Source organism: Pseudomonas sp. NPDC089996, assembly GCF_044748405.1.
Classification (GTDB): domain Bacteria; phylum Pseudomonadota; class Gammaproteobacteria; order Pseudomonadales; family Pseudomonadaceae; genus Aquipseudomonas.
Genome location: NZ_JBIVGA010000003.1, coordinates 428,327 through 453,126 on the forward strand (window position 1 = coordinate 428,327; position 24,800 = coordinate 453,126).

Below are 24,800 nucleotides of genomic sequence, written 5' to 3' on the forward strand. Positions count from 1 at the left end.
ACATTGCCCGGCGGCAAGGACGAACAGCAGTAAGGGAATTTCGTGAAGCGACGCAGTCCGCTGTCACCGCTGTGGCTGGGAGCCTTCGGGCTCCTGGTGCTGAACCTGAACCCGGTTGCCCAGGCAGCCGATGACATAGACCCCAGACTGCGCACCATCGGCCCGTCATCGATACGCGACGCGCCCGCTGCCGTTCCCGCCCGCCCACCTTCCGGCCAGGCGCCCGACAATGGCGACCGGCTGGGGCTGGCCGAGGCGGTGCTGACCGCCGCGCAGTGGCACCCGAGCATCGCCGAAGCCATCGGCAACCTCTACAAACAGGGCGAAGGCATCAACGTCGCCCGCGCCGGTTACTACCCACAGATTTCCGGCGGTATCCGCACCGGCTATGACAGCGGCTACGGCGGCGACCGCAACAGCCAGGCGCTGAACCTGTCGTTGAAGCAGATGCTCTACGACTTCGGCAAGGTCGACAATGCCGTCAGTGCCGCCGAGGCCGCCGCCACCCGGGCCCAGGCCAATATCCTGCTGGTGGTCGACGACCTCGCCCGCGACACCGCCTACGCCTGGATCGAAACCCGCCGCTATGAACAGTTGATGGTTATTGCACGCGACCAGATCCGCGGCGTCGGCGACATCGCCGGCATGGCCCGCCAACGCAGCGACATGGGTGCCAGCACCCGCTCCGATGTGGTCCAGGCCGAATCCCGCGTCGAAGGCGCTCGCGCCACTCTTGAGGAATACCAGTCACAGTACGAACGCTGGCGTTCGACCTTGGCCGAACTGCTCGGCAGGGTGGCGCCGCCGTCTCTGGCCGAGGAATCGCCGCCCGAGCTGAACCAGGCGTGCAAGCGCTCCACAGGGGCTGGCGACCGGCTGCCAGCCGTGCTGATGGCCCTGGCCCTGCGCGCCCAGTCCCAGGCCGAACTGGCCCAGGCCAAAGCGGAAGCCTACCCCACCTTGTCGCTGCAGCCGCAGGTCAACCACTACCTGGACAACGACTACAACCGTGACAACCGCAGCCTGGACCGCACCCAGGCGGGCATCTACCTGAACGTCGAGGTGCCGATCTACCAGGGCGGTGCCATCAGCGCCCGCAGCCGCGCCGCCGGCCATGCCCTGAGCGCCGCCGATTCCGCTGAAGACACCGCGCGCCTGCAGGCCCGCCGTGGCCTGGCCGAAGCCATGGCGCAGACCTCCGGGCTGGGCCGGCGCCTCAGCTCGCTTGAAGCGCGCCAGACCAGCATCCAGGAGGCCCGTGAACTCTACGGCCGGCAATACCTGGACCTGGGTACCCGGCCACTGCTCGACCTGCTCAACGCCGAGCAGGAGATCTACCAGTCACGCTTCGAACTCGCCGGCACCCGTTCCGACCTGCTGCGCCTGGATGTCGACTGCCTGTACAACACCGGCGCCCTGCGTACCGCCTTCGGGCTGGAAGGGCGCAACCTGCAAGGGGTGGAAATCGAGCCATGAACGATACCGTCAAGCTGACCCAGGCCGGTCAGGCGCAGAACCCGGAGCAGCCGGTGGAGCACCGGCCCGATCTCGGCCCCTGGCTGGAAGTGATGCTCCAGGTCGCCCACCACTACCGCCTGGACGTCTCGCCCCAGCGCATCCGCCTGGCGGCCGTCGAGGATGCGCGCCCGCTGGATGAAATCCTTCGGCACATGGCGCGCCAGGCCGGCCTGACCTTGCGCTTCGTGCGCTACGACGCCAAGGCCTTGCGCCAGTGGCGCACGCCGCTGGTGCTGGAACTGGACGATGGCCAGCTGGCCACGGTCGAAGCGGTAACCGAGGAAAACGAACTGGCCGTGGTCTTCGCCGGCGACCAGCGCCTTACCTCGCGCCTGCCCCGCGAAGCCCTCGAAGGGCGTATCAACCGCGTGGCCTTGATGCGCCCGGCACGGCCGCTGCGCGATGTGCGCACCGACGACTACACCGCGCCGTACGATCGCCACTGGTTTACCCGCATCGTGCTGCGCGACCTGCGCCCGTACGGCCAGGTGATGGTCGCCTCCCTGGTGGCCAACGTGCTGGCCCTGGCCGGGGTGCTGTTTTCGATGCAGGTGTATGACCGGGTGATCCCCGCCGAGTCTCTGCCGACCCTGTACGTGCTGTTCGGCGGCGTGGTGCTGGCGCTGGTGTTCGATTTCAGCATGCGCCTGCTGCGCCTGAAGGTCACCGACCTGCTGGGCAAGCGCGCCGACCTGCGGGTGTCCGACCTGGTCTACGGCCATGCCCTGCGCCTGCGCAACTCGGCACGGCCGAAATCCACCGGCTCGTTCATCTCGCAGCTGCGTGAGCTGGAGTCGATCCGCGACCTGATCACCTCAAGCACCGCCACGGCGCTGGCCGACCTGCCGTTCTTCCTGTTGTTCCTGTTCGTGTTCTGGCTGATCGGTGGGGTGCTGGTGTTCATCCCGTTGGTGGCGCTGCTGGCCATGGTCATCCCGGGCCTGCTTGCGCAGCGGCGGCTGGCGGTACTGGCCAACGCCTCGATGCGTGAGTCTTCGCTGCGCAACGCCATGCTGGTGGAGAGCATCCAGGGCCTGGACGAGATCAAGGCGCTGCAGGCCGAGGCGCGCTTCGAGCGCCAGTGGAACCAGTACAACGCCGCCTGTGCGCACACCAACCTGCGCCTGCGCACCCTGACCAACGGCCTGGTGACCTGGACCCAGAACGTTCAGGGCGCGGTGTTTGCCGTGGTCATCGTGATCGGCGCGCCGATGGTGATTGCCGGCGACCTCACCACCGGTAGCCTGGTGGCCGCCTCGATGCTGTCGTCGCGAATGATGGCGCCACTGGCGCAGCTGACCCATGTGCTGACCCGCTGGCAGCAGGCCAAGGTGGCCCTGCAAGGCCTGGACAAGCTGATGCAGTCACCGGTCGACCACCCTGAAGGCGAAGCCCGCGTGCACCTGCCGGCCATCCGTGGCGAGTATGCACTGCGCCAGGCGCACTTCCGCTACAGCCCGGAAGCCCCACCGGTGCTGAGCATCGGCCAGCTCGACATCCAGCCCGGCGAGCGCATTGCCGTGCTCGGGCGCAACGGCGCCGGCAAGTCGACCCTGCTGCAGGCACTGGGCGGCGCGATGGACCTGAGCCAGGGCGAAGTCAGCCTCGATGGCATCGCCATGGCCCACCTCGACCCGGCCGACCTGCGCCGTGACGTCGGCTTGCTGGCGCAGTATGCCCGGCTGTTCCACGGCACCCTGCGGGAAAACCTCACCCTCGGTGCAGGCCAGGCCAGCGACCAGGAGCTGGTGGCGGCGCTGGCCGCCACCGGTGCTCTGGAGTTCGTCCGCCGCCTGCCCAAGGGCCTCGACCACCTGATCCTCGAAGGCGGCCAAGGCTTGTCTGGCGGGCAGCGCCAGGCCCTGGTGCTGGCGCGTCTGTTGGTCCGTCAACCGCAGGTGCTGCTGCTCGACGAGCCCACCGCCTCGCTCGACGACATCACCGAACGCAAGCTGCTGGATAACCTCGACCGCTTCTGTCAGGGCCGCACCCTGGTGATCGCCACGCACCGCCTGAGCGTGCTGCAGCGGGTCGAACGCATCATCGTGCTGGACGGCGGGCGCATCGTCATCGACGACAAGCGCGACGCCGCCCTGGCCAAACTGCAAGGAGTGCAGGCATGAGCAACCATGAACTCCCCGCGTCCTATCTGGATGGCCAGGACGACCAGGCCGTGCTGCGCGCCGGCCGCGTCATCACGGTCTGCGCAATCATGCTCGCTGCGTTCCTGGCCTGGGCGGCCTGGTTCGAGGTGACCGAGGTGTCCACCGGGACGGGCAAGGTGATCCCCAGCTCGCGCGAGCAGGTGATCCAGTCGTTCGAAGGCGGCATCGTCGCCGAGATGAACGTGGCCGAGGGCGACCTGGTCGAGCGTGGCCAGGTGCTTGCGCAGCTCGACCCGACCAAGACCGCCTCCAGCGTGGGCGAAAGCGAAGCCAAGTACCGTGCGGCCAAGGCCAGCGAGGCGCGTCTGCGTGCCGAAGTCACCGGCAAGCCGCTGAGCTTCCCCGAGAGCCTGCGTGATTCGCCCGACCTGATCGATGCCGAAACGGCGCTTTACGAAACCCGTCGCCGTGGCCTGGAGCAGACCCTGGCCGGCATCGAGGATTCGCTGCGGCTGGTGCGGGCGGAACTGAAGATCACCGAGAACCTGGCCAAGATGGGCGCCTCCAGCCGGGTCGAAGTGATCCGCCTGAACCGCCAGCGCTCAGAGCTGGAACTCAAGGCCAACGAAGCACGCTCCGACTACCTGGTGCGCGCCCGCGAAGAGCTGGCCAAGGCAAGCGCCGAAGCCGACAGCCTGTCGGAAGTGATCCGCGGGCGTAGCGACTCGCTGACCCGCCTGACCCTGCGTTCGCCGGTTCGCGGCATCGTCAAGGACATCGAGGTGAACACCTTGGGCGGCGTGGTGCAGCCCGGCGGGCAGGTGATGAAGATCGTGCCGATGGACGAGCGCCTGCTGATCGAAACACGCATTGCCCCGCGGGACATCGCCTTCATCCACCCCGACCAGGCGGCCAAGGTGAAGATCAGCGCCTATGACTACTCGGTGTATGGCGGGCTGGAGGGCAAGGTGGTGGGGATTTCGCCGGACACCCTGCAGGATGAGGTGAAGCCGGAGATCTACTACTACCGCGTGTTCATCCGCACCGAACAGGACAGCCTGACCAACAAGGCCGGCAAGCACTTCGCGATCGTGCCGGGGATGATCGCCACGGTGGATATTCGTACCGGCGAAAAGACCATTCTCGATTACCTGATCAAACCACTGAACCGCGCCCGCGAAGCCCTGCGCGAACGGTGAACGGGCTGAAATCCCTGGGGGCGCGCTGCGCCCCTTTCGCGACACAAGGCCGCTCCCACAGGGACCTCACAGGTCTTGAATGCTGTGCAGTACCTGTGGGAGCGGCCTTGTGTCGCGAAAGGGCTGCAAAGCAGCCCCATGCTCTTGCAGGGGAGTTTGGTTAAAGCCCAAGCAACTGAGGCCGATAACCCGTTATCCCCTGTCTCCCACGAAGGTCACCATGGCCACGCAAAATGCCCGCGCGGACTCGCTGTCGCTGCTGCTGTTCACCCTGCGCAGCGGCAAGCTGATGGCAATCAACCTGCTCAAGGTCAGCGAGATCATCCCCTGCCCACCCCTGACCAAGCTGCCCGAGTCGCACCCACACGTGAAAGGTGTAGCGACCCTGCGCGGCAATTCGCTGTCGGTGATCGACCTGTCCCGGGCCATCGGCGAACGGCCGCTGGAGGACCCACAGGGCGGCTGCCTGATCGTCACCGAGATCAGCCGCTCACGCCAGGGCCTGCACGTGCAGGCGGTGAGCCGCATCGTCCATTGCCTGAGCACCGACATCAAGCCGCCGCCGTTCGGCTCGGGCAACCGCTCGTTCATCACCGGCGTGACCCGGGTCGACAACACCCTGGTGCAGGTGCTGGACATCGAAAAGGTCATCCACGGCATCGCCCCGCCCGTACCGGAGCCACAGCCGGGTGAACTGAGCGAGGAAGACGCGAGCGTGCTGGCAGCCGCCAACATCCTGGTGGTCGACGACAGCCAGGTGGCGCTGCAACAATCGGTGCACACCCTGCGCAACCTTGGTATCGACTGCCACACTGCGCGCAGCGCCAAGGATGCGATGAACGTGCTGCTGGAGCTGCAGGGCACCGGGCAGGAGATCAACATCATCGTCTCGGACATCGAAATGTCCGAAATGGACGGCTACGCCTTCACCCGCACCCTGCGCGAGACGCCGGACTTCCAGCATCTCTACGTGCTGCTGCACACCTCGCTGGACAGCGCCATGAGCAGCGAGAAAGCCAAGGTGGCCGGGGCCAATGCCATCCTCACCAAGTTCTCCTCGCCCGACCTGACCGACTGCCTGGTGACGGCGGCGCGGACGGTGGTGTTTGCCGAGCGCTGAAGCCCGTGTTGTTATATTCAGCGACAAACTCCCTGGCTTGCCGCCGGGGATGACTCGGGCATAATTCGCGCCCCTCGGATAACTTCCCGGAACCGCGTATGAAGTTTTTCAGCTCTCTCCTGATCACCTGCGCCCTGTTCAGCGGTGTCGCCCAGGCCTCCAGCACCCAGGCCTGGAACGACCAGCGCCAGCAGATGCTCAAGGCCTGCCTGAAGGCCAGCCAGTTCAAGGATGCCCATGCCCGTGGCAAACCGGCGGAATTCGATGACCAGGTCGGCTTCAGTGCCCTGCTGATCGAAGGGGTTTATCCACAGAAGCACATGCAGCAGCGCACCGGCACCGAGCTCTGCCTGTACGACCGCAAGCAGCAGCAGGCTTACATCAGCGAATGGAACCCTGACGACAAGTGAACGACAGCCTGCGTTTTGCCTGTACCGGGTGTGGCAAGTGCTGTACCGGTCACCATGTGCCGCTGACTCTGAACGAAGCACGCCAGTGGGCGGCAGGCGGTGGCCAGGTGATCGTGCTGATCGAAGGCTTCGTAGTCGATGGGCCGGGCATGCCGGTGGACCAGCGCGAGCATGTGCTGCGCCGCTCGTATCCGGTGCCCTGCGGGGGCAGCGAGGTGCGTGTTTCGGTGACCTTTGCCGCGTTCAACCCGGGGCGCTGTCGCAACCTCGACGACAACGACCTGTGCACCATCTATGAAAGCCGACCGCTGGTGTGTCGTATCTATCCGGTAGAAATCAACCCGCATATCCCGCTGCGGCCGGAGAACAAGGATTGCCCGCCCGAGGCTTGGGAACAAGGGCCTGAGCTGATCCATGGTTCAGTGCCGGTGGACCCGGCGTTGATGGCGATGGTGCAGGCTTCGCGGCAGGCGGATCGCGATGACATTGCGGCCAAGGTGGCCGTGTGCGAGGTACTGGGGATGACCACCAGTGCGCTGAAGGGCAATGGGTTTACCGCTTATCTGCCGGAGATGGCGGCCTTTGCTGGGGCGCTGGCACAGGCTTCATCAAACGCCGGTACCGAGTGGGAACTGCACGTGGAACAGCCTGAGCTGGTGAATGACTTGCAGGCTCGAGGATTGCGGACCACTGCGCAAGCGCCGGTCTACTATGCCTTCATCGGATTCTAGGTAGGCAGGTCCGGCCTCTTCGCGGGCACGCCCGCTCCCACAGGATTACCGCCGCCTTCGTGAGTTGTGCAGTACCTGTGGGAGCGGGCGAGTCCGCGAAGGGCCGCAAAGCGGCCCCAGTAACTCTCAGGCGCTGCGGTTCAAGCCCATTTCCATGTCATTGATCAGCGCCTTGGCCATGGCACTAAGAATCCGCGCGGCACTGCCCGCGACCAGATTGCCCTCCATCTCGGCCTCCTCGCTCAAATGGCGGATGCAACCGAGCAGGACAGACAACTCATCGAAAGCATGATCGAGCGGGATGCCCGGCTGGATGGCGTAGAGGTCGAGGAAGGTTTCTTTGCCCGCTGTGATGCGCGTCTTCAGGTCATTGCTCATGTGCCCTCTCCAGCGTTGCCATGTGGGAGGCCAGGGTATGGATCAGCTCGGTGAGGATGCTCATGTTTACCAGCAGGATTTGGCGGTGATCTTCGGTTTTGGTTTCGAGCAGGAGCTGGATGGTGTTGGACAGGCTGTCCATGAGTGCCGCGGCGTGGGGTTTGGCGTCGTCGAAGGTGAGGTCGGCGATGATTTTGATGTAAGGAATAGGGAACCGCGGAGGCGGGTCCGGTACGATCTTTTTCATGATAACTTTCCTGAAATTGCTATTGGAAAGCAACCACCGTGCTCTTCTCACGGATAGGGTGGCAGCCGTACGCGAGGTGAGAAGACCGCGTCCAGGAACCGCGGCCCGGACCGAAGTCCGCACGCGCACGGCTGCCATGAAAAATGGCATCCCAGATACAGCCGCAGCTTCTCACGGCCGCTCGCCGTTGTTGGCGAACCGTGAAATTATCGCTGAAGCTGTTCCCTGCCTATCAGACGCCATTCGACAGAGCGCGTAGGATAATTCGTCACTCCGGGCTCTTGAAGCATTTGGTTTCAGTTTGGGAATTTTCCTACAGCTGCTGGAAGGGACCGTGTTGGGGCCACCAGGGGCTTGCCGCAACATCTTCAGCGCCTATGAGATCGAGCGCCGCGCGGGCGGCGCTCAATTTGGGCATCACCAAAAAACTCAAGACAGGCGCCCCTAACCCAACACCACCCCCAACCTGTCACCGCTGTCAGCCAGCTGTCACGCTGCCGACCCGGTCGCAGCGCTATAAACTCCAATACACACCTCCGTTCCCCACCCCTTGGCCAAGGTGCCCGCGCCGATGCGACGTCCTTCCCGCTCTGTACTTCTCGCTGCGCTGGCACTGCTCGCCCTGGTAACCCTTGGCATCTGGTACGCAAAGCGCGAGGAAACCACCACGCCCCGCGCGCAAACGGCGATCCCGGTGCGCGTGGTCAGCGTCGCCCAGCAGGACGTGCCGCGCTACGCCAGCGCCATCGGCTCGGTGCTGTCCCTGCACAGCGTCGAAGTCCGCCCACAGGTCGAAGGCGTGCTGACCCAGGTGCTGGTCAAGGAAGGCCAGTGGGTCAAGCAAGGCGACCTGCTCGCCACCCTGGACGACCGGTCGATCCGCGCCAGCCTCGACCAGGCCCGCGCCCAACTCGGCCAGAGCCAGGCGCAGATCCAGGTGGCCGGCGTCGACCTCAAGCGTTACCGCCTGCTCAGCACCGACGATGGTGTGTCCAAGCAGACGCTGGACCAGCAACAGGCGCTGGTCAACCAGCTGCAGGCCACGGTCAAGGGCAACCAGGCGGCCATCGCCAATGCCGAGGTGCAACTGTCCTACACGCAGATCCGCTCGCCGGTGACCGGGCGTGTCGGCATCCGCAATGTCGACCCCGGCAACCTGGTACGCAGCAGCGATACCCAAGGCCTGTTCAGCGTCACCCAGATCGACCCGATCGCCGTCGAATTCGCCTTGCCGCAACAGATGCTGCCCACCCTGCAAGCCTTGCTCAAGGCCCCCACCCCGGCGCTGGTGCAGGCCTACATGGACGCCGACGGCGAACGCAACCTGCTCGGCGAAGGCCACCTGGCACTGATCGACAACCAGATCTCGGCCAACACCGGCACGGTGCGGGTTAAAGCCGAGTTCGACAACAAGGATGGCCGCCTGTGGCCGGGGCAACTGGTCACCATCCGCCTGCGCACCGCCGTCGAGGAGAACGCCCTGGTGGTGCCGCCACCCGTGGTGCAGCGCGGCACAGACGGCCACTTCGTCTACCGCCTGGACGGTGACAAGGTCACCAGCGTGCCGGTCAAGGTGTTGTACCAGGACAGCGGCCTGAACATCATCGCCGGAGTCAAGCCGGGCGAGCGCCTGGTGCTCGATGGCCAGTCACGGCTCAAGCCCGGTTCGCGGGTCGAGGTCACCCCCGACGCACCGCCACCGGCGGAAATGGCTGACCGCAGGAGCCGGCCATGAATACCCGCAACGGCGTTTCGGCCTGGTGCATCGATCACCCGATCGCCACCCTGCTGCTGACCTTCGCCCTGGTGCTGCTCGGCGCCATCGCCTTTCCGCGGCTGCCGGTGGCACCGCTGCCCGAAGCGGACTTCCCGACCATCCAGGTCACTACACAGCTGCCCGGTGCCAGCCCGGAAACCATGGCATCGTCGGTGGCCACGCCGCTGGAGGTGCAGTTCAGTGCCATCCCCGGCATGACCCAGATGACCAGCAGCAGCGCATTGGGCTCGACCACGCTGATCCTGCAGTTCACCCTCGACAAGAACATCGACACCGCCGCCCAGGAAGTCCAGGCAGCGATCAACACCGCCACCGCCCGCTTGCCCCAGGACCTGCCCAACCCGCCGACCTGGCGCAAGGTCAACCCGGCCGACAGCCCGGTGCTGGTGCTCACTGTCAGCTCGGCGCAGATGCCAGGCAATGACCTCAGCGACTACGCCGAGACCCTGCTGGCACGCCAGCTCAGCCAGATCGAAGGGGTCGGCCTGATCAACATCACCGGCCAGCTGCGCCCGGCCATTCGCGTGCAGGCCCAGCCGGAAAAACTCGCCGCCATCGGCCTGACCCTGGCCGATGTGCGCCAGGCCATCCAGCAGACCAGTCTCAACCTGGCCAAGGGCGCGCTGTACGGCGAACACAGCGTCTCGACCATTGCCGCCAACGACCAGCTGTTCCACCCCGAGGACTACGCCAAGCTCATCGTGTCGTACCGCAACGGCGCCCCGGTGCATTTGCAGGACGTCGCGAAGGTGATCAACGGCGCCGAAAACGCCTACGTCAAAGCCTGGTCCGGCGACCAGCCAGGGCTCAACCTGGTGGTATTCCGCCAGCCCGGCGCGAACATCGTCGACACCGTCGACCGGGTGATGGCGGCACTGCCCAAGTTGCAGGAAATGCTGCCCGCGTCGATCGAAGTGTCGGTGCTGCAGGACCGAACCCAGACCATTCGCGCCTCCTTGCACGAAGTCGAGCTGACCTTGATGATTGCCGTAGCCCTGGTGATCGGGGTGATGGCGCTGTTCCTGCGCCAGTGGTCGGCAACGATGGTGGTGTCCGCCGTGCTTGGCGTGTCGCTGATCGCCAGTTGCGCGCTGATGTACGTCATGGGCTTCAGCCTCAACAACCTCACATTGGTGGCCATCGTCATCTCGGTGGGCTTCGTGGTGGACGACGCTATCGTCGTGGTGGAGAACATCCACCGCCACCTGGAGGCCGGGGACGACAGCCGCACGGCAGCGCTCAAGGGCGCAGGCGAGATCGGTTTCACCGTGGTGTCGATCAGCTTCTCGCTGATCGCCGCGTTCATCCCGCTGCTGTTCATGGGCGGTGTGGTGGGCCGGCTGTTCAAGGAATTCGCCCTGACAGCCACCTCTACCATTCTGATTTCGGTGGTGGTTTCGCTGACCCTGGCGCCTACCTTGTGTGCATTGTTCATGCGCCGCCCACCTGGCGAGCAGCACGGCGGGTTTGGCGAGCGCCTGGTGAAGTGGTACGAAAAAGGCCTTGACCGTGCCCTCGCCCACCAGCGCCTGACCCTGGGCGTATTCGGCATAACCCTGGCCCTGGCTGTCGTCGGTTACGTCGGCATCCCCAAGGGTTTCTTCCCGCTGCAGGACACCGGCTTCATCCTCGGCACCACCGAGGCGGCGGCGGACGTGTCGTACCCGTCGATGGTCGAGAAGCACCTGGCGCTGGCCAAGATCATCGGCGACGACCCGGCCGTGCAGGCCTACTCCCATTCGGTGGGGGTCACCGGCAGCAACCAGACCATCGCCAATGGCCGCTTCTGGATCGCCCTCAAGCCGCGTGGCGACCGTGATGTGTCGGCCAGCGAACTGATCGACCGCCTGCGGCCGAAACTCGCCCAGGTACCGGGCATCGTCCTGTACATGCGGGCCGGCCAGGACATCAACCTCAGCTCCGGCCCGTCGCGCACCCAGTACCAGTACGTGCTCAAGAGCAACGACGGCGTGGCGCTGAACCTGTGGACCCAGCGCCTGACCGATCGCCTGCGGGAAAACCCGGTATTCCGCGACCTGTCCAACGACCTGCAACTGGGCGCCAGCGTCACCCGCATCGACATCGACCGCCAGGCTGCGGCGCGCTTCGGCCTGACCACCACCGACGTCGACCAGGCGCTGTACGATGCCTTCGGCCAGCGGCAGATCAGCGAATTCCAGACCGAGACCAACCAGTACAAGGTGATCCTCGAACTGGACGCGAAGCAGCGCGGCAAGGCCGAAAGCCTGAACTTCTTCTACCTGCGCTCGCCACTGACCAACGAGATGGTGCCGCTGTCGGCCCTGGCGCATGTCGCGCCGCCGAGCACCGGCCCGTTGTCGATCAGCCACGATGGCCTGTTCCCGGCGGCCAACCTGTCGTTCAACCTGGCCCCCGGCGTGGCCCTGGGCGATGCGGTGAAGGTCCTCGAACGCACCCAGCGCGAGCTGGGCATGCCCGATTCGATCAGCGGCAACTTCCAGGGTGCGGCCCAGGCCTTCCAGAGTTCGCTATCGAGCCAGCCATGGCTGATCCTCGCCGCGCTGGTGGCGGTGTACATCATCCTCGGCGTGCTCTACGAGAGCTTCGTCCACCCGTTGACCATCATTTCCACCCTGCCTTCGGCCGGCCTCGGCGCGTTGATACTGCTCTGGGCCATGGGCCAGGACTTCAGCATCATGGGCCTGATCGGCGTGGTGCTGCTGATCGGCATCGTCAAGAAGAACGGTATCCTGCTCATCGACTTCGCCCTGGAAGCCCAGCGCCATCAGGGCATGACACCCGAACAGGCGATTCACCAGGCGTGCCTGACGCGCTTCCGGCCGATCATCATGACCACCCTCGCCGCCTTGCTCGGCGCGGTGCCGCTGATGTTCGGCTTCGGCGCCGGCTCCGAGTTGCGCCAGCCACTGGGCATCGCGGTGGTCGGCGGGCTGCTGGTGAGCCAGGCGCTGACGCTGTTCACCACCCCGGTCATATACTTGGCCCTGGAGCGCCTGTTCCATCGCCGCCAGGCCGCCCGTGCGGCGGCGCCAAGTGCCAGCTAGGACAAGACCATGCGTGTGCTGATCATCGAAGACGAAGAAAAAACCGCCGACTACCTGCAACGTGGCCTGACCGAACAGGGCTTTACTGTCGACCTGGCGCGGGACGGTATCGACGGCCTGCACCTGGCGCTGGAGGGCGACTACGCGGTGATCGTGCTCGATGTAATGCTGCCAGGCCTGGACGGCTACGGCGTGCTGCGCGCCCTGCGCGCGCGCAAGCAGACGCCGGTGATCATGCTCACCGCCCGCGAGCGCGTCGAAGACCGCATACACGGCCTGCGCGAAGGTGCCGACGATTACCTGGGCAAGCCGTTCTCGTTCCTCGAGCTGGTCGCCCGGCTGCAGGCCCTGACCCGCCGCAGCAGCAGCCACGAGCCGTTGCAGATCCAGGTCGGCGACCTGTGGATCGACCTGATGGCGCGCAAGGCCAGCCGCGCCGGCCAGCGCCTGGAACTGACCGCCAAGGAGTTCTCCTTGCTCAGCGTGCTGGCCCGGCGCCAGGGCGAAATCCTCTCCAAGACCGCCATCGCCGAGCTGGTCTGGGACATCAACTTCGACAGCGATGCCAATGTCGTCGAAGTGGCCATCAAACGCCTGCGCGCCAAGCTTGACGGGCCGTTCGACAACAAGCTGCTGCACACCATCCGAGGCATGGGCTATGTCCTGGAAAACCGCGCCGCTTAACTCCATCGCCCTGCGCCTGTCGGCGCTGTTCATCCTGGTGGCGCTGGGGGTGTTCGTGCTGATCGGCTCGGCGCTGTACCGCCAGGTCGACCGCAGCCTCGACCTGCTGCCGGCGGCCGAACTGGATGCGCGTTTCAGCGTGCTGGAGTCCACCCTCAACCGCTTCGGCACACCCGAGCACTGGGCCAAGATCAACAACAAGCTCAACCTGCTCAGCGAGGAAGACAAGCGCATCCGCTTCTGGGTGGTGAGCAGCAATCCGGCCTACGAATACGGCCACCCCAGCGAACTGGTCCGCGCCTTTGGCGAAGGCTCGCTAGGCATGCGCGACCTGCGCTTGCCCGACCGGCCGTACCCTTACAAGGTGCTGGTCAGCGAACTGCCGGCCCTGGGCGAGCGCCCGCCGCTGCGCTTTCTGATCGGCATCGACACCGAAACCTTCTGGCAGGCCCAGCACAGCCTGCTGGGGGCCATCGTCGGCCTGGCGGTGCTGGGTGTGCTGCTGGCGTCGGTGTTGGGTTACTGGGTGGCGCGCATCGGCCTGCGGCCGTTGCTGGCGCTGTCCGTCGAGGCCCAGGCGCTGGCACCGCCGCGCCTTGATGGCCGCTTGCAGACGCACAACCTGGCACCGGAACTGGCGCAGTTCGCCGGTGCCTTCAACGCCGCGCTGGACCGGGTCAGCCAGGCCTATTCGCGGCTCGAAGCCTTCAACGCCGATGTTGCCCACGAACTGCGCTCGCCATTGACCAACCTGATCGGCCAGACCCAGGTCGCCCTCACCCGCGGGCGCAGCGCCGAGCATTACTTCGAAGTGCTGCAGTCAAACCTGGAAGAGCTGGAGCGCCTGCGCAGCATCATCAACGACATGCTGTTCCTCGCCAGCGCCGACCAGGGCAGCAAGGCCACCGCCCTGACCCAGGTATCGCTGGCCGAGGAAGTGGCCACCACCCTCGATTACCTGGACTACATCCTCGAAGACGCCCAGGTCAGCGTCAGCGTCAGCGGTGATGCCCAGGCGCCCATCGAAAAGGCCCAGCTGCGCCGGGCGTTGATCAACCTGCTGAACAACGCCGTGCAGCACACGGCGCCGAACCAGGTGATCGAGGTGCAGATCGAGGCAGAGCCGGAGCAGGTCTGCATTGCCGTGAGCAACCCGGGGCCGGCCATCGACGATGCGCACCTGCCGCTGCTGTTCGAGCGCTTCTATCGAGTGGATGCGGCGCGCAGCAACAGCGGCGGTGGCAATCACGGGCTGGGGTTGGCGATCGTCAAGGCGATCGCGCTAATGCATGGCGGGGACGTTTTTGTGCGCAGTGCTGCCGGCGCCAACACCTTTGGCATCCGATTGCCGATCTTGAAGTCTGCATAGCCCTCTTGTGGGAGCGGCCTTGCGTCGCGAAAGGGCTGCGCAGCAGCCCCAGCAATCTTGGCAATGGCTCAAATCCTGAGGCCGCTTCGCGCCCTTTTCGCGACGCAAGGCCGCTCCCACAATGGACCGCGCAGGCTGTCTAGTACGGTGGTTTGCGGCCAAGGTCCTATTGCTTTTGTCGAGATCATTACCTTTCGCGCAACAGTGCTTATCGCCAAAGAGGCTGTTTCCCCAGCACTTCACGGGCTAACTTTAGCCCCGTCCTCATAGCACTTGCCCCGCAAGAAGGTAGTTTCAATCATGTCCAACAGTATGGGTATTGCCAGCGTTTTCGTTCTGTCTTCCCTGTTGTTGTCGCCCCTGGCCATGGCCGAAGAATCCCCGGCTTTCGTTGCGCGCACTGCAGAACTTGCCGCAGTTCACCAAGACTCTCGCGAAGCCCTGGCACACCAGGACAACGCCAGCAAAGACGCAGAACAGACAGCTTCGAAAGTTACCAGCGACGCCAATGCCGATAGCTGATCGCGCGTCGCACCTGCTCCAGTTTTCCCTTGGCTACGCCATGGGCACCGTCGGTGCCGATATGTTAGCCTTTTAAAGCCGCTGCCGATCAGCGGCTTTTTTTATGTGCTCTAACTATCAGCCCCGCCGTAACGTACACCTATAAAAAGACGCACATTCAAAAAACAAAAACTGCCCCACCGCCAGACCAAAGGAGCTAGTACCGGTGCCTTCCGCGTTTCGTTTTACCCCGCTGTTCATTGCATTGACTGCAACGATCCCCTTCACCGCCCAGGCAGATGAAGACAAGGCTGATGGCTTCATCGAAGGATCGTCTTTCAACCTGCATTTTCGTAATGCCTACTTCAACCGCGACAACCACAACGCCGGCGTGCGCGACACCCGCGAGTGGGGCCAGGGCGCGGTCGCCCGTTTCGAATCCGGCTACACCCCGGGCGCAGTCGGCTTCGGCCTCGACGCCCACGCCATGCTGGGCCTGAAGCTCGACGGCGGTGGCGGCCATGCCGGCACCAGCATCCTGCCCGAGCACATCAAGGACAACGGTGAGCTGGGCGCCGCCCCGCACTCGTTCTCCACGGCCGGTGCAGCGGTCAAGCTCAAGGCATTCGACACCGAGTTGAAAGCCGGTGACCTGTTCATCACCAACCCGGTGATCGCTGGCGGCGAAACCCGCATGCTGCCGCAGACCTTCCGCGGTGTAAGCCTGACCAACCACAGCGTGGACGGCCTGCTGCTCGAAGGCGGCCAGGTCAGCTTCACCCACCCGTACAACCAGAGCGGCCACCGCCGTATCGACACCTACTACGGCAGCCTGGACGAGCACGACAAGAGCAAGCACCTGAACTGGGCCGGCGCGTCGTGGAGTGGTACCGAGAACATCACCACCAACCTCTACGCGGCCGAACTGAAGGACATCTGGAACCAGTACTACGCCGACTTCGACTACACCTACGTGGTCAACGACCTGGTCAGCCTCAACCCAGGCGTGCACTTCTACCACACCCAGGACACCGGCCAGGCGCTGCTGGGCAAGATCGACAACAACACCTACAGCGTGCACTTCACGGTCAACGCCGGGTACCACAGCGTCACCGCCGCCTACCAGCGAGTCAACGGCAACACGCCGTTCGACTACATCAACCTGGGCGACAGCGTGTACCTGGACAACTCGCGCATGTACTCGGACTTCAACGCCCCGAACGAGCGTTCGTGGAAGCTGCAGTACGACTACAACTTTGCCGGTATCGGCATCCCTGGCCTCAGCACTTCGCTGTCGTACTCGCGCGGCGAGGCGGACCTGACCAAGGCCAGCCAGGACACCAGCCACTACGATTACTACCGCGCCGATGGCAAGAACGCCATGCATTGGGAGCGCGACCTGGACGTGAAGTATGTATTCCAGGAAGGCGACCTGAAGGACCTGGCGGTGCAGTTGCGCTATGCCACTCACCGCGGTAGCCAAGGGTATGCGTCGATCGACAGCAACAGCGACAATGATGAAGTGCGGGTGATCGTCGATTATCCGCTGAACATCTTCTGATCTGAGACCGCTGGCGAGGGCTTTGCCCTCGTTTCGTGATTCCGTCGGACAAAACTTGTCCGACAATCCGTGCTTCCCTAGAATGTCGCCCGCCGCAAACGGCCCTGCCTCAGCAGTAGCGCGCATGCCCACTCGATCACCGCGTTTCGCACTCTACAGGTCGCACCCCGAGCTGATCCTCAACCTGGGCAGTTGCCTTGCCGTGCTCGCCATCGTGACCATCGTCAGCTACTTGCTGGCCCGCGAGCGCGATAACGTCGAGCAATCGGCCGTGCGCTCTTCCAGCAACATCGTGCAACTGATCGAAAGCGACATCCTGCGCAACGTCGAACTCTACGACCAGTCCCTGCGCGGGTTGATCTGGGCCGTGCGGCACCCGGCACTGCTGAAGGTCGCCCCCGAGTTGCGCCAGCAGATCCTGTTCAACCAGACCTTCGCCGCGCCGGTCCGGGGCGACATCCTCTGGCTGAACGCCAAAGGGGATGTGGTAGGCGACTCGATCAGCATCACCCCACGCCAGGCCAACTTCGCAGATACCCCGGCCTTCCAGGCCCATCGCGACGATCCGCGCCTCGGGCTGTTCATCAGCCCGCCGTTCAAGGCCAGGCTGGGCGACCTTGACTGGTGCATCAGCTTCAGCCGGCGCATTTCTGCAGCTGACGGCTCCTTCGCCGGGCTGGCGGCTGGCGCGCTTCGCCTGTCCTACTTCAACGAGCTTTTCCAGCGGCTGGACATCGGCGACGAGAGCAGCATCAACCTGCTCAATACCGACGGCCAACTGCTCGCCCGCCAACCGACCCGGGACCAGGATCCGCTGATCGGTACCCACTTCGGCGACCGCCCCAATTTCAAGCGCATCCTCGGCGAGCGCAGCGGCAGCTTCACCGCCAAGTCCAGCGTGTATGGCACCCAGCGCATGTACACGTTCGCCCAGGTTGCCGACCTGCCCCTGATCGTGCTGGTGGTGCATTCGGCCGAGGAAGTGTTCCAGTCATGGCGGCGCACAGCGATCGTCGTCAGCGCGGCGACGGGCGTGCTGTGTATCGGCATTCTCTGGCTGACCTTGCTGCTGGGCCGCGAGCTGCGCCGTCGTCACGAGGCCGAACAGGGCCTGGCGACCCTTGCCGCGACCGACAGCCTGACCGGCCTGGCCAACCGGCGCCGGCTGGACCAGGTGCTGCGCCTTGAGTGGGCCCGGGCGCAGCGCAATGGCAAACCCTTGGCCGTACTGATGGTGGATGTGGATCATTTCAAAGCGTTCAACCAGCGCCATGGCCACGCCGGGGGCGATCACGCCTTGCGCGAGGTGGCCAGGGCACTGGAGCGCTGCATACGCCGCCCGGCAGACCTGGCAGCACGCTATGGGGGGGAGGAGTTTCAGGTACTGCTGCCGGAGACAGAACTGGCCGGCGCACGCATACTCGCCGAACGTATTCGCGCCCAGGTGCAAGCACTGGCGCCGTTTGCAGATGATGCTCACGCAGTGACGGTGAGCATCGGGATCGGGGTCTACATCCCCGGCACCCAGCGCGACCTTACCGGTGTGCTGAGTGCCGCAGACCAAGCGCTCTACCGGGCCAAGGCCAATGGCCGCAACCGGGTCGAGGGGCCTGTTGACTAGGAGCGGGCGCGAGCGGCGTTACGCAGCGCCTTCACCTGGTCGTGATTGCGTTGCACGCCCTGCAGTTGTTTCTCTACCAGGGCATAACTCGAGTCACTGGCAGTGCGTCCCAGCTTGACCAGTTTCTCGCGGGCTTCCTTGTAGGCCTTGAGGGCATGGTCCTCGCCGCGCTCCACCTCGTTGAGCACCGCTTCCTCATCCTTGCCGGTGACCATGGACTTCAGGTTCACCCAGCCGCGATGCAGATCGCCGCTGATGCTGGTGGACGTTTCAGGGTCACCGCCCAGGCGGCGCACTTCGCTCTGCAACTCGGCGGCCGCATTGCCGCATTCGCCAGCGCGCTGGACGAAGAAGGTTTTCAGCTCGGGGTTTTTCACATCATCGGCCGAGGCCTTGAAACCTTTTTCGCCATCCTTGCTGTACTCGACCAGGTCGTTAAGTACATCGATCACGTCTTTGTTGGGGTTGCTCATGGCACGAACTCCTTGGCAGGTGATAGTCATCTTTACTGGAGCAGCCTTCATGCCAAGCCATACCTAAAAAATAACTCCTTTTAAATCAAAGATTTAATCGATATCGATTAACGTCTGAAAACGGTGTTATGCATGATTGCCGCTTGGGCGCTCGTGCAGATTGCAGTATGGTCGGCGCTCATTCACTGCCAGGCTTCGTCGATGAAACCGGAAATGCTCGAACTGCTGGTCACCCGCACCATGCCCTTTGGCAAATACCAGGGACGGATCATTGCCGACCTGCCGGGGGATTACCTGGCCTGGTTTGCGCGCAAGGGGTTCCCGACGGGGGAACTGGGCGGGTTGCTGGCGTTGATGCACGAGGTCGACCACAACGGCCTGGGCGACCTGCTGGTGCCGTTGCGGCACAAGCACCGTCGTTAACCTGCCATGGCCCTTCGCGGGCAAGCCCGCTCCTACAAGGAATCACACAATACCTGTGGGAGCGGCTTTAGCCGCGAAAGGGCCGGCAAATCAAACAGAAGGCTTCAGCCTTTCACAGGCGCAACGGCCAACTCCACCCGCTCGCTCTTCTTGATCACCGCATACACCACTGCAGTCACCAGGCTGCCCGCCACGATCGCCAGCAGATACAACAGCGCATGGTTGATCGCATTGGGGATCAGCAACACGAACAGCCCGCCATGCGGCGCCATCAGCTTGCAGCCGAAGTACATCGACAGTGCACCGGTCAAGGCGCCACCGGCAATGCTCGCCGGGATCACCCGCAACGGGTCCTTCGCCGCGAAGGGAATCGCCCCTTCCGAGATGAAGCACAGCCCCAGCGCCAATGCCGCCTTGCCCGCCTCGCGCTCGCTCTGGGCGAACTTGCGCCGGGCGAGGAAAGTAGCGATGCCCAGGCCGATCGGCGGCACCATGCCGGCGGCCATGGTCGCCGCCATCGGTGCATAGCTGGAAGACGCCAGCAGCCCCACCGAGAAGGCATACGCCGCCTTGTTGATCGGCCCGCCGAGGTCGACGCACATCATGCCGCCCAACAGCAGCCCGAGCAGAATGGCGTTGGTGGTGCCCATGCTGTCGAGAAAGTGAGTCAGCCCTTCGAGCATCGCCGCCACTGGCTGGCCGACCACGTAGATCATCACCAGGCCGGTGAACAGGCTGGCCAGCAGCGGGATGATCAGGATCGGCTTGAGCGCCTCCAGGCTGCTCGGCAAGCGCGCCCAGCGGGCGATGGCCTTGGCGCTGTAGCCGGCGAGAAAGCCGGCGACGATACCGCCAATGAAGCCGGCACCCAGGGTGCTGGCCAGCAGGCCGCCGATCATGCCCGGCGCAAGGCCCGGGCGGTCGGCGATGGACCAGGCGATGTAACCCGCCAGCAGCGGCACCATCAGTTTGAACGCCGCCTCGCCGCCGATCTGCATCAGCGCGGCCGGCAAGGTGCCTGGCTGCTTGTAGGCTTCGATGCCGAAGACGAACGACAGGGCGATCAGCAAGCCACCGGCCACGACCATCGGCAGCATGAACGAAACACCGGTCAGCAAGTGCTTGTAGACGCCGGTTTTCTCGGCCTTGGCCGGGGCCGCCGAGGTGGAACCTGCGGCACTTTCGACCTCGGCCTCGGCCAAGGCCTTTTCCAGGGTCGCACGTGCCTGCTTGAGGGCAATGCCGGTGCCACAGCGGTAGATGCGCTTGCCGGCAAAGCGCGCTGTCGGCACCTCGATGTCAGCGGCCAGCAGCACCACATCGGCATCTGCAATGGCCTGGGCCGACAGTGGGTTGCGCGCACCGACCGAGCCCTGGGTTTCGACAGTGAGCTGGTAACCCAGCTGTTGCGCGGCCTGTTGCAAGGCTTCGGCGGCCATGAAGGTGTGCGCCACGCCCGTGGGGCAGGCGGTGACCGCGACAATCCGTACAGCCCCCGAAGGCGCCGCGCTGACCGGTTGCGCAGCCAGCACTTCGGCCTTCCCCACCGCCTCGTCGAGGAAGCCCTCACGGTCGGCCAGGGCTTGCGCCGGGGTGCTCTGGTACACGCGCTTGCCGGTGAAGCGTGCGAGGTCCACCGGGCCGGTGGAGACCACCAGCACCCAATCGGCCTCGGCGATTTGCGCAGGTGTCAGCTGGCGCTCCGGATGCTCGGCATCCTGTACCTCGACACTGGTGCTCCAGCCACGGCGCTGAGCGGCAGCCGCCAGCAGGCGGGCGCTGAGCACGCTGGACACCTGCCCGTTGGGGCAAGCGGTGACAATGGCGATGTTCATTGGCAACCCTCTTGTTGTTCTGTCAGTTGCACGGCGGCCTCCAGCTGCGCCAGCTGCTCGCGGTCGCAGATGCCGAAGCCGACCTGGGTCACGGCCTGCGCGGCGATGGCCGTGGCGCAGCGCAAGGTCTGCTGCGGGCACTGCGCCGCCAGCAGGCCGTGGACCATACCGGCGACCAGCGAATCACCCGCGCCCACGGTACTGGCAACCCGCACCTGGGGCGGGCGCGCCTGCAGCGCCAGGCCGGCGGTAAACCAGCTGACGCCCTGCTCGCCCGCCGATACCACCACATGCTCGACACCGCAGGCCAGCAGTCGCTCGGCAGCGGTGTGCTGCTCGGCGAAGGTCTGCACGTTCACGCCCAGCACTTCGCCCAGCTCTTCGGTATTGGGCTTGACCAGCCAGGGGGCAGTCTGCAGGCCGGCACGCAGCGCCTCGCCACTGCTGTCGAGGGCCACTTTCAGCCCTTGCGCCTGCAATTGCTGGAGCAATTGGCGGAACCACTCGGGGCTCACCCCACGCGGCAGGCTGCCAGCCACGACCACTGCGTCATGCCCGGGGGCCACCAGCGCCAAGCGTTGCAGCAATTGGGCGCGGGCGGCTTCGTCGACGTCCGGCCCCAGGCCATTGATGTCGGTGACCCGACCATCCGCCTCGACCAGCTTGAGGTTGCTGCGGGTTTCACCGGCCACCCGCACGAAGCAGTCGGCAAAACCGCGTCGGGCGATCAACGCCTCGAACGGTTGCAGGTTGTCGCAGCCAAGAAAGCCCCCGACGGTGACACTGTGGCCAAGGTCTGCGAGTACCTGGGCCACGTTCAGGCCCTTGCCCGCGGCATGAGTTTGCTGGGCCTGGGCGCGGTTGACGTGCCCCGGGCGCAAGGCGTCGAGGCTGACGGTGATGTCCAGCGCCGGGTTCAGGGTCAGGGTGAGGATCTTGGCCATTCAGTAACGCTCCACCAGCGCGCGAACCGCTGCGGCGCTGTCCTGTTGCAAGGCCTCGCGCGCGAGGGCGCGGGCCGTCTGGTAATCGGCCTGGCGCACCAGGGCTTTGACTTCGGCAATGCTGCGGGCAGCCACGCTCAACTCGTCCACATCCAGGCCCAGGAGTACGGCCACCGCCTGCGGGTCGGCGGCGAGTTCGCCGCAGATACCCACCCACTTGCCCTCGGCGTGGGCGGCGCGCACGGTCATGTCGATCAGGCTAAGCACCGCCGGGTGCAAGCCGTCGGCCTGGGCAGAAAGGCTCGGGTGGCCACGGTCGATGGCCAGGGTGTACTGGGTCAGGTCGTTGGTGCCGATGCTGAAGAAGTCCACTTCACGGGCCAGTTGTGGCGCCAGCAAGGCGGCGGACGGCACTTCGACCATGATCCCGACCTGCAGGTCGGCGACCGGGATTTCCTGGCGCAGACGCTCGACCATGCTCCGCGCCTCACGCCACTCGTGAACCTGCCCGACCATGGGGAACATGATGCGCAGTGGCCGCTGATCGGCGGCGCGCAGCAAGGCGCGCAGCTGCTCTTCCATGATCTGCGGGCGTTGCAGGGTAAGGCGCACACCGCGCACGCCGAGGAACGGGTTTTCCTCGGCGGCGATCGGCCAGTACGGCAACGGCTTGTCGCCGCCCACATCGAGGGTGCGCACCACCAGCGGCCGGCCGCCAAGGCCGTCGAGCACGCGGCGGTATTCCGCTTCCTGGGTGGCGACGTCGGGTGCCTGGGCATGGGCCATGAAGATCAGCTCGGTGCGCAGCAGACCAACACCTTCGGCACCCTCCTCCACCACCTTGTCGATGCCACTGCTCTGGCCGATGTTGGCGAAGACTTCGATGGCATGGCCGTCGCGGGTCACTGCCGGCTCATGGCGCTTGGCCCAGGCGGCTTGCAGGCGTTGTTCGCGCAGGTCGCGCTCGGCCAGTGCCCGTTGCAGCTCGTCAGCGGGCGGGGCGACGTTGACCACGCCGCGCTCGCCGTCGATCAGCAGCGCTGTGCCGGCTTCGAGCAGCAGCACCGCTGGCCCCGCGCCGACCACTGCCGGGATGCCCAGGGCGCGAGCGACGATCGCGCTGTGCGCGGTGGCACCGCCATGGGCGGTGACGATACCGGCGACACGGGCCGGGTCCAGGCGGGCGACATCGGAGGGCCCGACCTCGGCCATGACCAGCACATAGGGTTGTTCCGGCTCGGCCTGGGCCTGCACACCGCACAGCTGGGCCAGCACCCGGCGGCCAATGTCGCGCAGGTCCGCCGCACGCTCGGCCAGCAGTGCATCGTGCAGCGCTTCCTGCTGGCGCGCCGCCGCCTCGATCACCGCCATCCACGCTGCCGCCGCACTTTCGCCGTGAGCCAGGCGGGCTTCGACATCGTCGCTCAAGGCCGGGTCGGCGAGCATTTCCTGGTGGGTGACGAAGATCTCGCCAATCGCCTTGTCACTGCGTTGCACCAGTGCCTGCAGCTCGCCATGCACAGCCTCCAGCGCGTCGCGCAGTTTCAGGCGCTCCCGGGCCGGCGACTCGCCGCGCACCGGATAATCGATGTCGCGCTCGACGCAGACATGCGCCGGGCCGCTGGCAATGCCCGGGGATGCACTGACGCCCTGAATTCGACTGCCAGCAACGGGCGCCTGGATGGCCACGTCGCTGCTGGCAGTGGCCGCTGTGCGGGTTGGCACCAGCGGCTCGACTTCCTCACCCAGGCCTTGCTCGATGGCAGCCAGCAGCACTGGCAACGCATCGCCGGCAATCGATGGCTCAGCGCTTAGCTCAAGTTCCTGGCCACGACGGGCGCCGAGGCTGAGCAACTTGCTCAGGCTCTTGATCGACACTGCCGGCTGTGCGCTGTCGAGCACGCGCATACGGATTTCGCCCTCGAAGCCCTTGGCCAATTGCGCCAGGATCTTTGCCGGGCGGGCGTGCAGCCCATGCGGGTTGGCCAGCACGACCCGCACGCTGGGCCAGTCGGCCGGTGCCTCACCGCCCAGCACCTCGAGGACCGCACGGCTGCTGGTAGCCTGGTAGAGCGTTTGCCCACGCCCTTCGATCAGCACTTCGCACAGGCGCTCGAGCAGGGCCTGGTGGGCGGCACCGAGGCTGGCCAGACAAAACAGGCCATTGAGCGGCTGGTCGCGATAACGCAGGGGCTGTTGCGGGGTGATGAAGGCAAGGCCCGGCTGACGCACCTGACGCTCGCTGTACAGCCACCACAGGCCCTCGCCCAGTGGCAGCGGGTCGGCCTGCTGCAGCACGCCAGCGAAGCCGCTGTCGACACAGCCGGCGCGCTGCAGCAGGCGCGCACCGCGCCAGGCCAGCTCGTCGAAATCTTCGGCGGGCAGGTTGAGACCGACCAGCTGCGCGTCCAGGGCCAGTGCCTGTGGCGCGCCCTGCAGCAGCTTGAGCAACGCCTCGGCAGAACCCGCCCGGCGCAGCGCCTCGGCCAGGTCGGTTTCACCGAGGGCGCGGGTCAGCAGTTGCAGCAGACGCAGGTGTTCGTCGGAGCGGGCGGCGATGCCGATGGCCAGGTAAACAATCTGACCATCGCCCCAGTCCACGCCTTCGGGGAACTGCAACAGGCGCACGCCTGTGGCGAACACCAGCTCGCGAGTCTGCGGGGTGCCGTGCGGGATGGCGATGCCCTGGCCAAGGAACGTCGACCCTTGCGCTTCGCGCGCCTGCAGGCCTTCGAGATACCCTTCGGCAACCAGGCCGTCGGCCACCAGCTGATCCGCCAGCAGGCGCAACGCCCCGGCCTTGTCGGCGGCCTTCTGGCCCATGGCTATCTGCTCTTTGGCGAGCTCGAGCATGACC

The 24,800-nt window shown here is 65.3% G+C and carries 20 protein-coding genes; 14 read left to right on the plus strand and 6 right to left on the minus strand.

The window, feature by feature from the left end; translation table 11 throughout:
• Positions 1-42 precede the first annotated feature (42 nt).
• From ACIPW4_RS07470 to ACIPW4_RS07495, 6 genes are all read left to right on the plus strand, one after another.
• Entirely contained in the window at positions 43-1,476 is a 1,434-nt protein-coding gene (locus tag ACIPW4_RS07470) for a TolC family outer membrane protein (protein ID WP_400656271.1), read from the plus strand.
• The gene (locus ACIPW4_RS07475) at positions 1,473-3,641 is read left to right on the plus strand and encodes a type I secretion system permease/ATPase (protein ID WP_400656273.1); all 2,169 of its coding nucleotides are present in this window, start codon (positions 1,473-1,475) and stop codon (positions 3,639-3,641) included. Before ACIPW4_RS07470 ends, ACIPW4_RS07475 begins: the two co-directional genes overlap by 4 nt.
• Complete coding sequence (locus ACIPW4_RS07480) at positions 3,638-4,822, plus strand: HlyD family type I secretion periplasmic adaptor subunit (protein ID WP_400656275.1); 1,185 nt, start codon at positions 3,638-3,640, stop codon at positions 4,820-4,822. The genes ACIPW4_RS07475 and ACIPW4_RS07480 overlap by 4 nt, the downstream gene beginning before the upstream one ends.
• Before the next feature lie 220 nt (positions 4,823-5,042).
• Positions 5,043-5,942 (plus strand): chemotaxis protein, encoded by a 900-nt coding sequence (locus ACIPW4_RS07485; protein WP_400656277.1) that lies wholly within the window; start codon positions 5,043-5,045, stop codon positions 5,940-5,942.
• Between the two features lie 98 nt (positions 5,943-6,040).
• The gene (locus ACIPW4_RS07490) at positions 6,041-6,352 is read left to right on the plus strand and encodes a hypothetical protein (protein ID WP_400656279.1); all 312 of its coding nucleotides are present in this window, start codon (positions 6,041-6,043) and stop codon (positions 6,350-6,352) included.
• On the plus strand, positions 6,349-7,083 hold the full coding sequence (locus ACIPW4_RS07495; RefSeq protein WP_400656281.1) for a YkgJ family cysteine cluster protein: 735 nt from the start codon (positions 6,349-6,351) through the stop codon (positions 7,081-7,083). The genes ACIPW4_RS07490 and ACIPW4_RS07495 overlap by 4 nt, the downstream gene beginning before the upstream one ends.
• 126 nt (positions 7,084-7,209) lie before the next feature.
• Here the strand turns inward: ACIPW4_RS07495 and ACIPW4_RS07500 are convergent, their stop codons facing one another.
• Both ACIPW4_RS07500 and ACIPW4_RS07505 read right to left on the minus strand, forming a co-directional pair.
• Entirely contained in the window at positions 7,210-7,461 is a 252-nt protein-coding gene (locus ACIPW4_RS07500; protein WP_400656283.1) for a DUF3077 domain-containing protein, read from the minus strand.
• On the minus strand, positions 7,451-7,708 hold the full coding sequence (locus ACIPW4_RS07505; protein WP_400656285.1) for a hypothetical protein: 258 nt from the start codon (positions 7,706-7,708) through the stop codon (positions 7,451-7,453). The genes ACIPW4_RS07500 and ACIPW4_RS07505 overlap by 11 nt, the downstream gene beginning before the upstream one ends.
• A 571-nt stretch (positions 7,709-8,279) precedes the next feature.
• Between ACIPW4_RS07505 and ACIPW4_RS07510 the strand changes: the two genes are divergently transcribed.
• The 7 genes from ACIPW4_RS07510 to ACIPW4_RS07540 all read left to right on the plus strand — a co-directional run bounded on the left by ACIPW4_RS07510 (position 8,280) and on the right by ACIPW4_RS07540 (position 18,268).
• The gene (locus ACIPW4_RS07510; RefSeq protein WP_400656288.1) at positions 8,280-9,443 is read left to right on the plus strand and encodes an efflux RND transporter periplasmic adaptor subunit; all 1,164 of its coding nucleotides are present in this window, start codon (positions 8,280-8,282) and stop codon (positions 9,441-9,443) included.
• Entirely contained in the window at positions 9,440-12,532 is a 3,093-nt protein-coding gene (locus tag ACIPW4_RS07515) for a multidrug efflux RND transporter permease subunit (RefSeq protein WP_400656290.1), read from the plus strand. The genes ACIPW4_RS07510 and ACIPW4_RS07515 overlap by 4 nt, the downstream gene beginning before the upstream one ends.
• 9 nt (positions 12,533-12,541) lie before the next feature.
• Entirely contained in the window at positions 12,542-13,216 is a 675-nt protein-coding gene (locus ACIPW4_RS07520; RefSeq protein ID WP_400656292.1) for a heavy metal response regulator transcription factor, read from the plus strand.
• Positions 13,191-14,585 (plus strand): heavy metal sensor histidine kinase, encoded by a 1,395-nt coding sequence (locus ACIPW4_RS07525; protein WP_400656295.1) that lies wholly within the window; start codon positions 13,191-13,193, stop codon positions 14,583-14,585. The genes ACIPW4_RS07520 and ACIPW4_RS07525 overlap by 26 nt, the downstream gene beginning before the upstream one ends.
• A gap of 300 nt (positions 14,586-14,885) precedes the next feature.
• A complete protein-coding gene (locus ACIPW4_RS07530; RefSeq protein WP_400656297.1) occupies positions 14,886-15,107 on the plus strand; it encodes a hypothetical protein in 222 nt (73 codons plus the stop codon).
• 205 nt (positions 15,108-15,312) lie between these two features.
• Complete coding sequence (locus tag ACIPW4_RS07535; protein ID WP_400656299.1) at positions 15,313-16,647, plus strand: OprD family porin; 1,335 nt, start codon at positions 15,313-15,315, stop codon at positions 16,645-16,647.
• 124 nt (positions 16,648-16,771) lie between these two features.
• On the plus strand, positions 16,772-18,268 hold the full coding sequence (locus ACIPW4_RS07540) for a diguanylate cyclase domain-containing protein (protein WP_400656302.1): 1,497 nt from the start codon (positions 16,772-16,774) through the stop codon (positions 18,266-18,268).
• Here the strand turns inward: ACIPW4_RS07540 and ACIPW4_RS07545 are convergent.
• On the minus strand, positions 18,265-18,741 hold the full coding sequence (locus ACIPW4_RS07545; protein ID WP_400656305.1) for a PA2169 family four-helix-bundle protein: 477 nt from the start codon (positions 18,739-18,741) through the stop codon (positions 18,265-18,267). The genes ACIPW4_RS07540 and ACIPW4_RS07545 overlap by 4 nt on opposite strands.
• Positions 18,742-18,942: 201 nt before the next feature.
• On the opposite strand from ACIPW4_RS07545, the gene ACIPW4_RS07550 reads away from it, so the two are divergent.
• Positions 18,943-19,164: a DUF3820 family protein gene (locus ACIPW4_RS07550; RefSeq protein ID WP_400656460.1), complete on the plus strand. Its 222-nt coding sequence runs from the start codon at positions 18,943-18,945 to the stop codon at positions 19,162-19,164.
• Between the two features lie 104 nt (positions 19,165-19,268).
• Here the strand turns inward: ACIPW4_RS07550 and ACIPW4_RS07555 are convergent, their stop codons facing one another.
• The 3 genes from ACIPW4_RS07555 to ptsP are packed head-to-tail and all read right to left on the minus strand — an operon-like array spanning position 19,269 to position 24,796.
• Positions 19,269-20,999: a PTS fructose-like transporter subunit IIB gene (locus tag ACIPW4_RS07555; RefSeq protein ID WP_400656308.1), complete on the minus strand. Its 1,731-nt coding sequence runs from the start codon at positions 20,997-20,999 to the stop codon at positions 19,269-19,271.
• Positions 20,996-21,943, minus strand: a complete 948-nt coding sequence (gene pfkB, locus ACIPW4_RS07560; RefSeq protein ID WP_400656310.1) for a 1-phosphofructokinase — start codon at positions 21,941-21,943, stop codon at positions 20,996-20,998. Before pfkB ends, ACIPW4_RS07555 begins: the two co-directional genes overlap by 4 nt.
• Positions 21,944-24,796 carry a phosphoenolpyruvate--protein phosphotransferase gene (gene ptsP / locus ACIPW4_RS07565; protein WP_400656313.1) on the minus strand — a complete coding sequence of 951 codons (2,853 nt, stop codon included), beginning with the start codon at positions 24,794-24,796 and terminating at the stop codon, positions 21,944-21,946.
• Between the last annotated feature and the right edge of the window lie 4 nt (positions 24,797-24,800).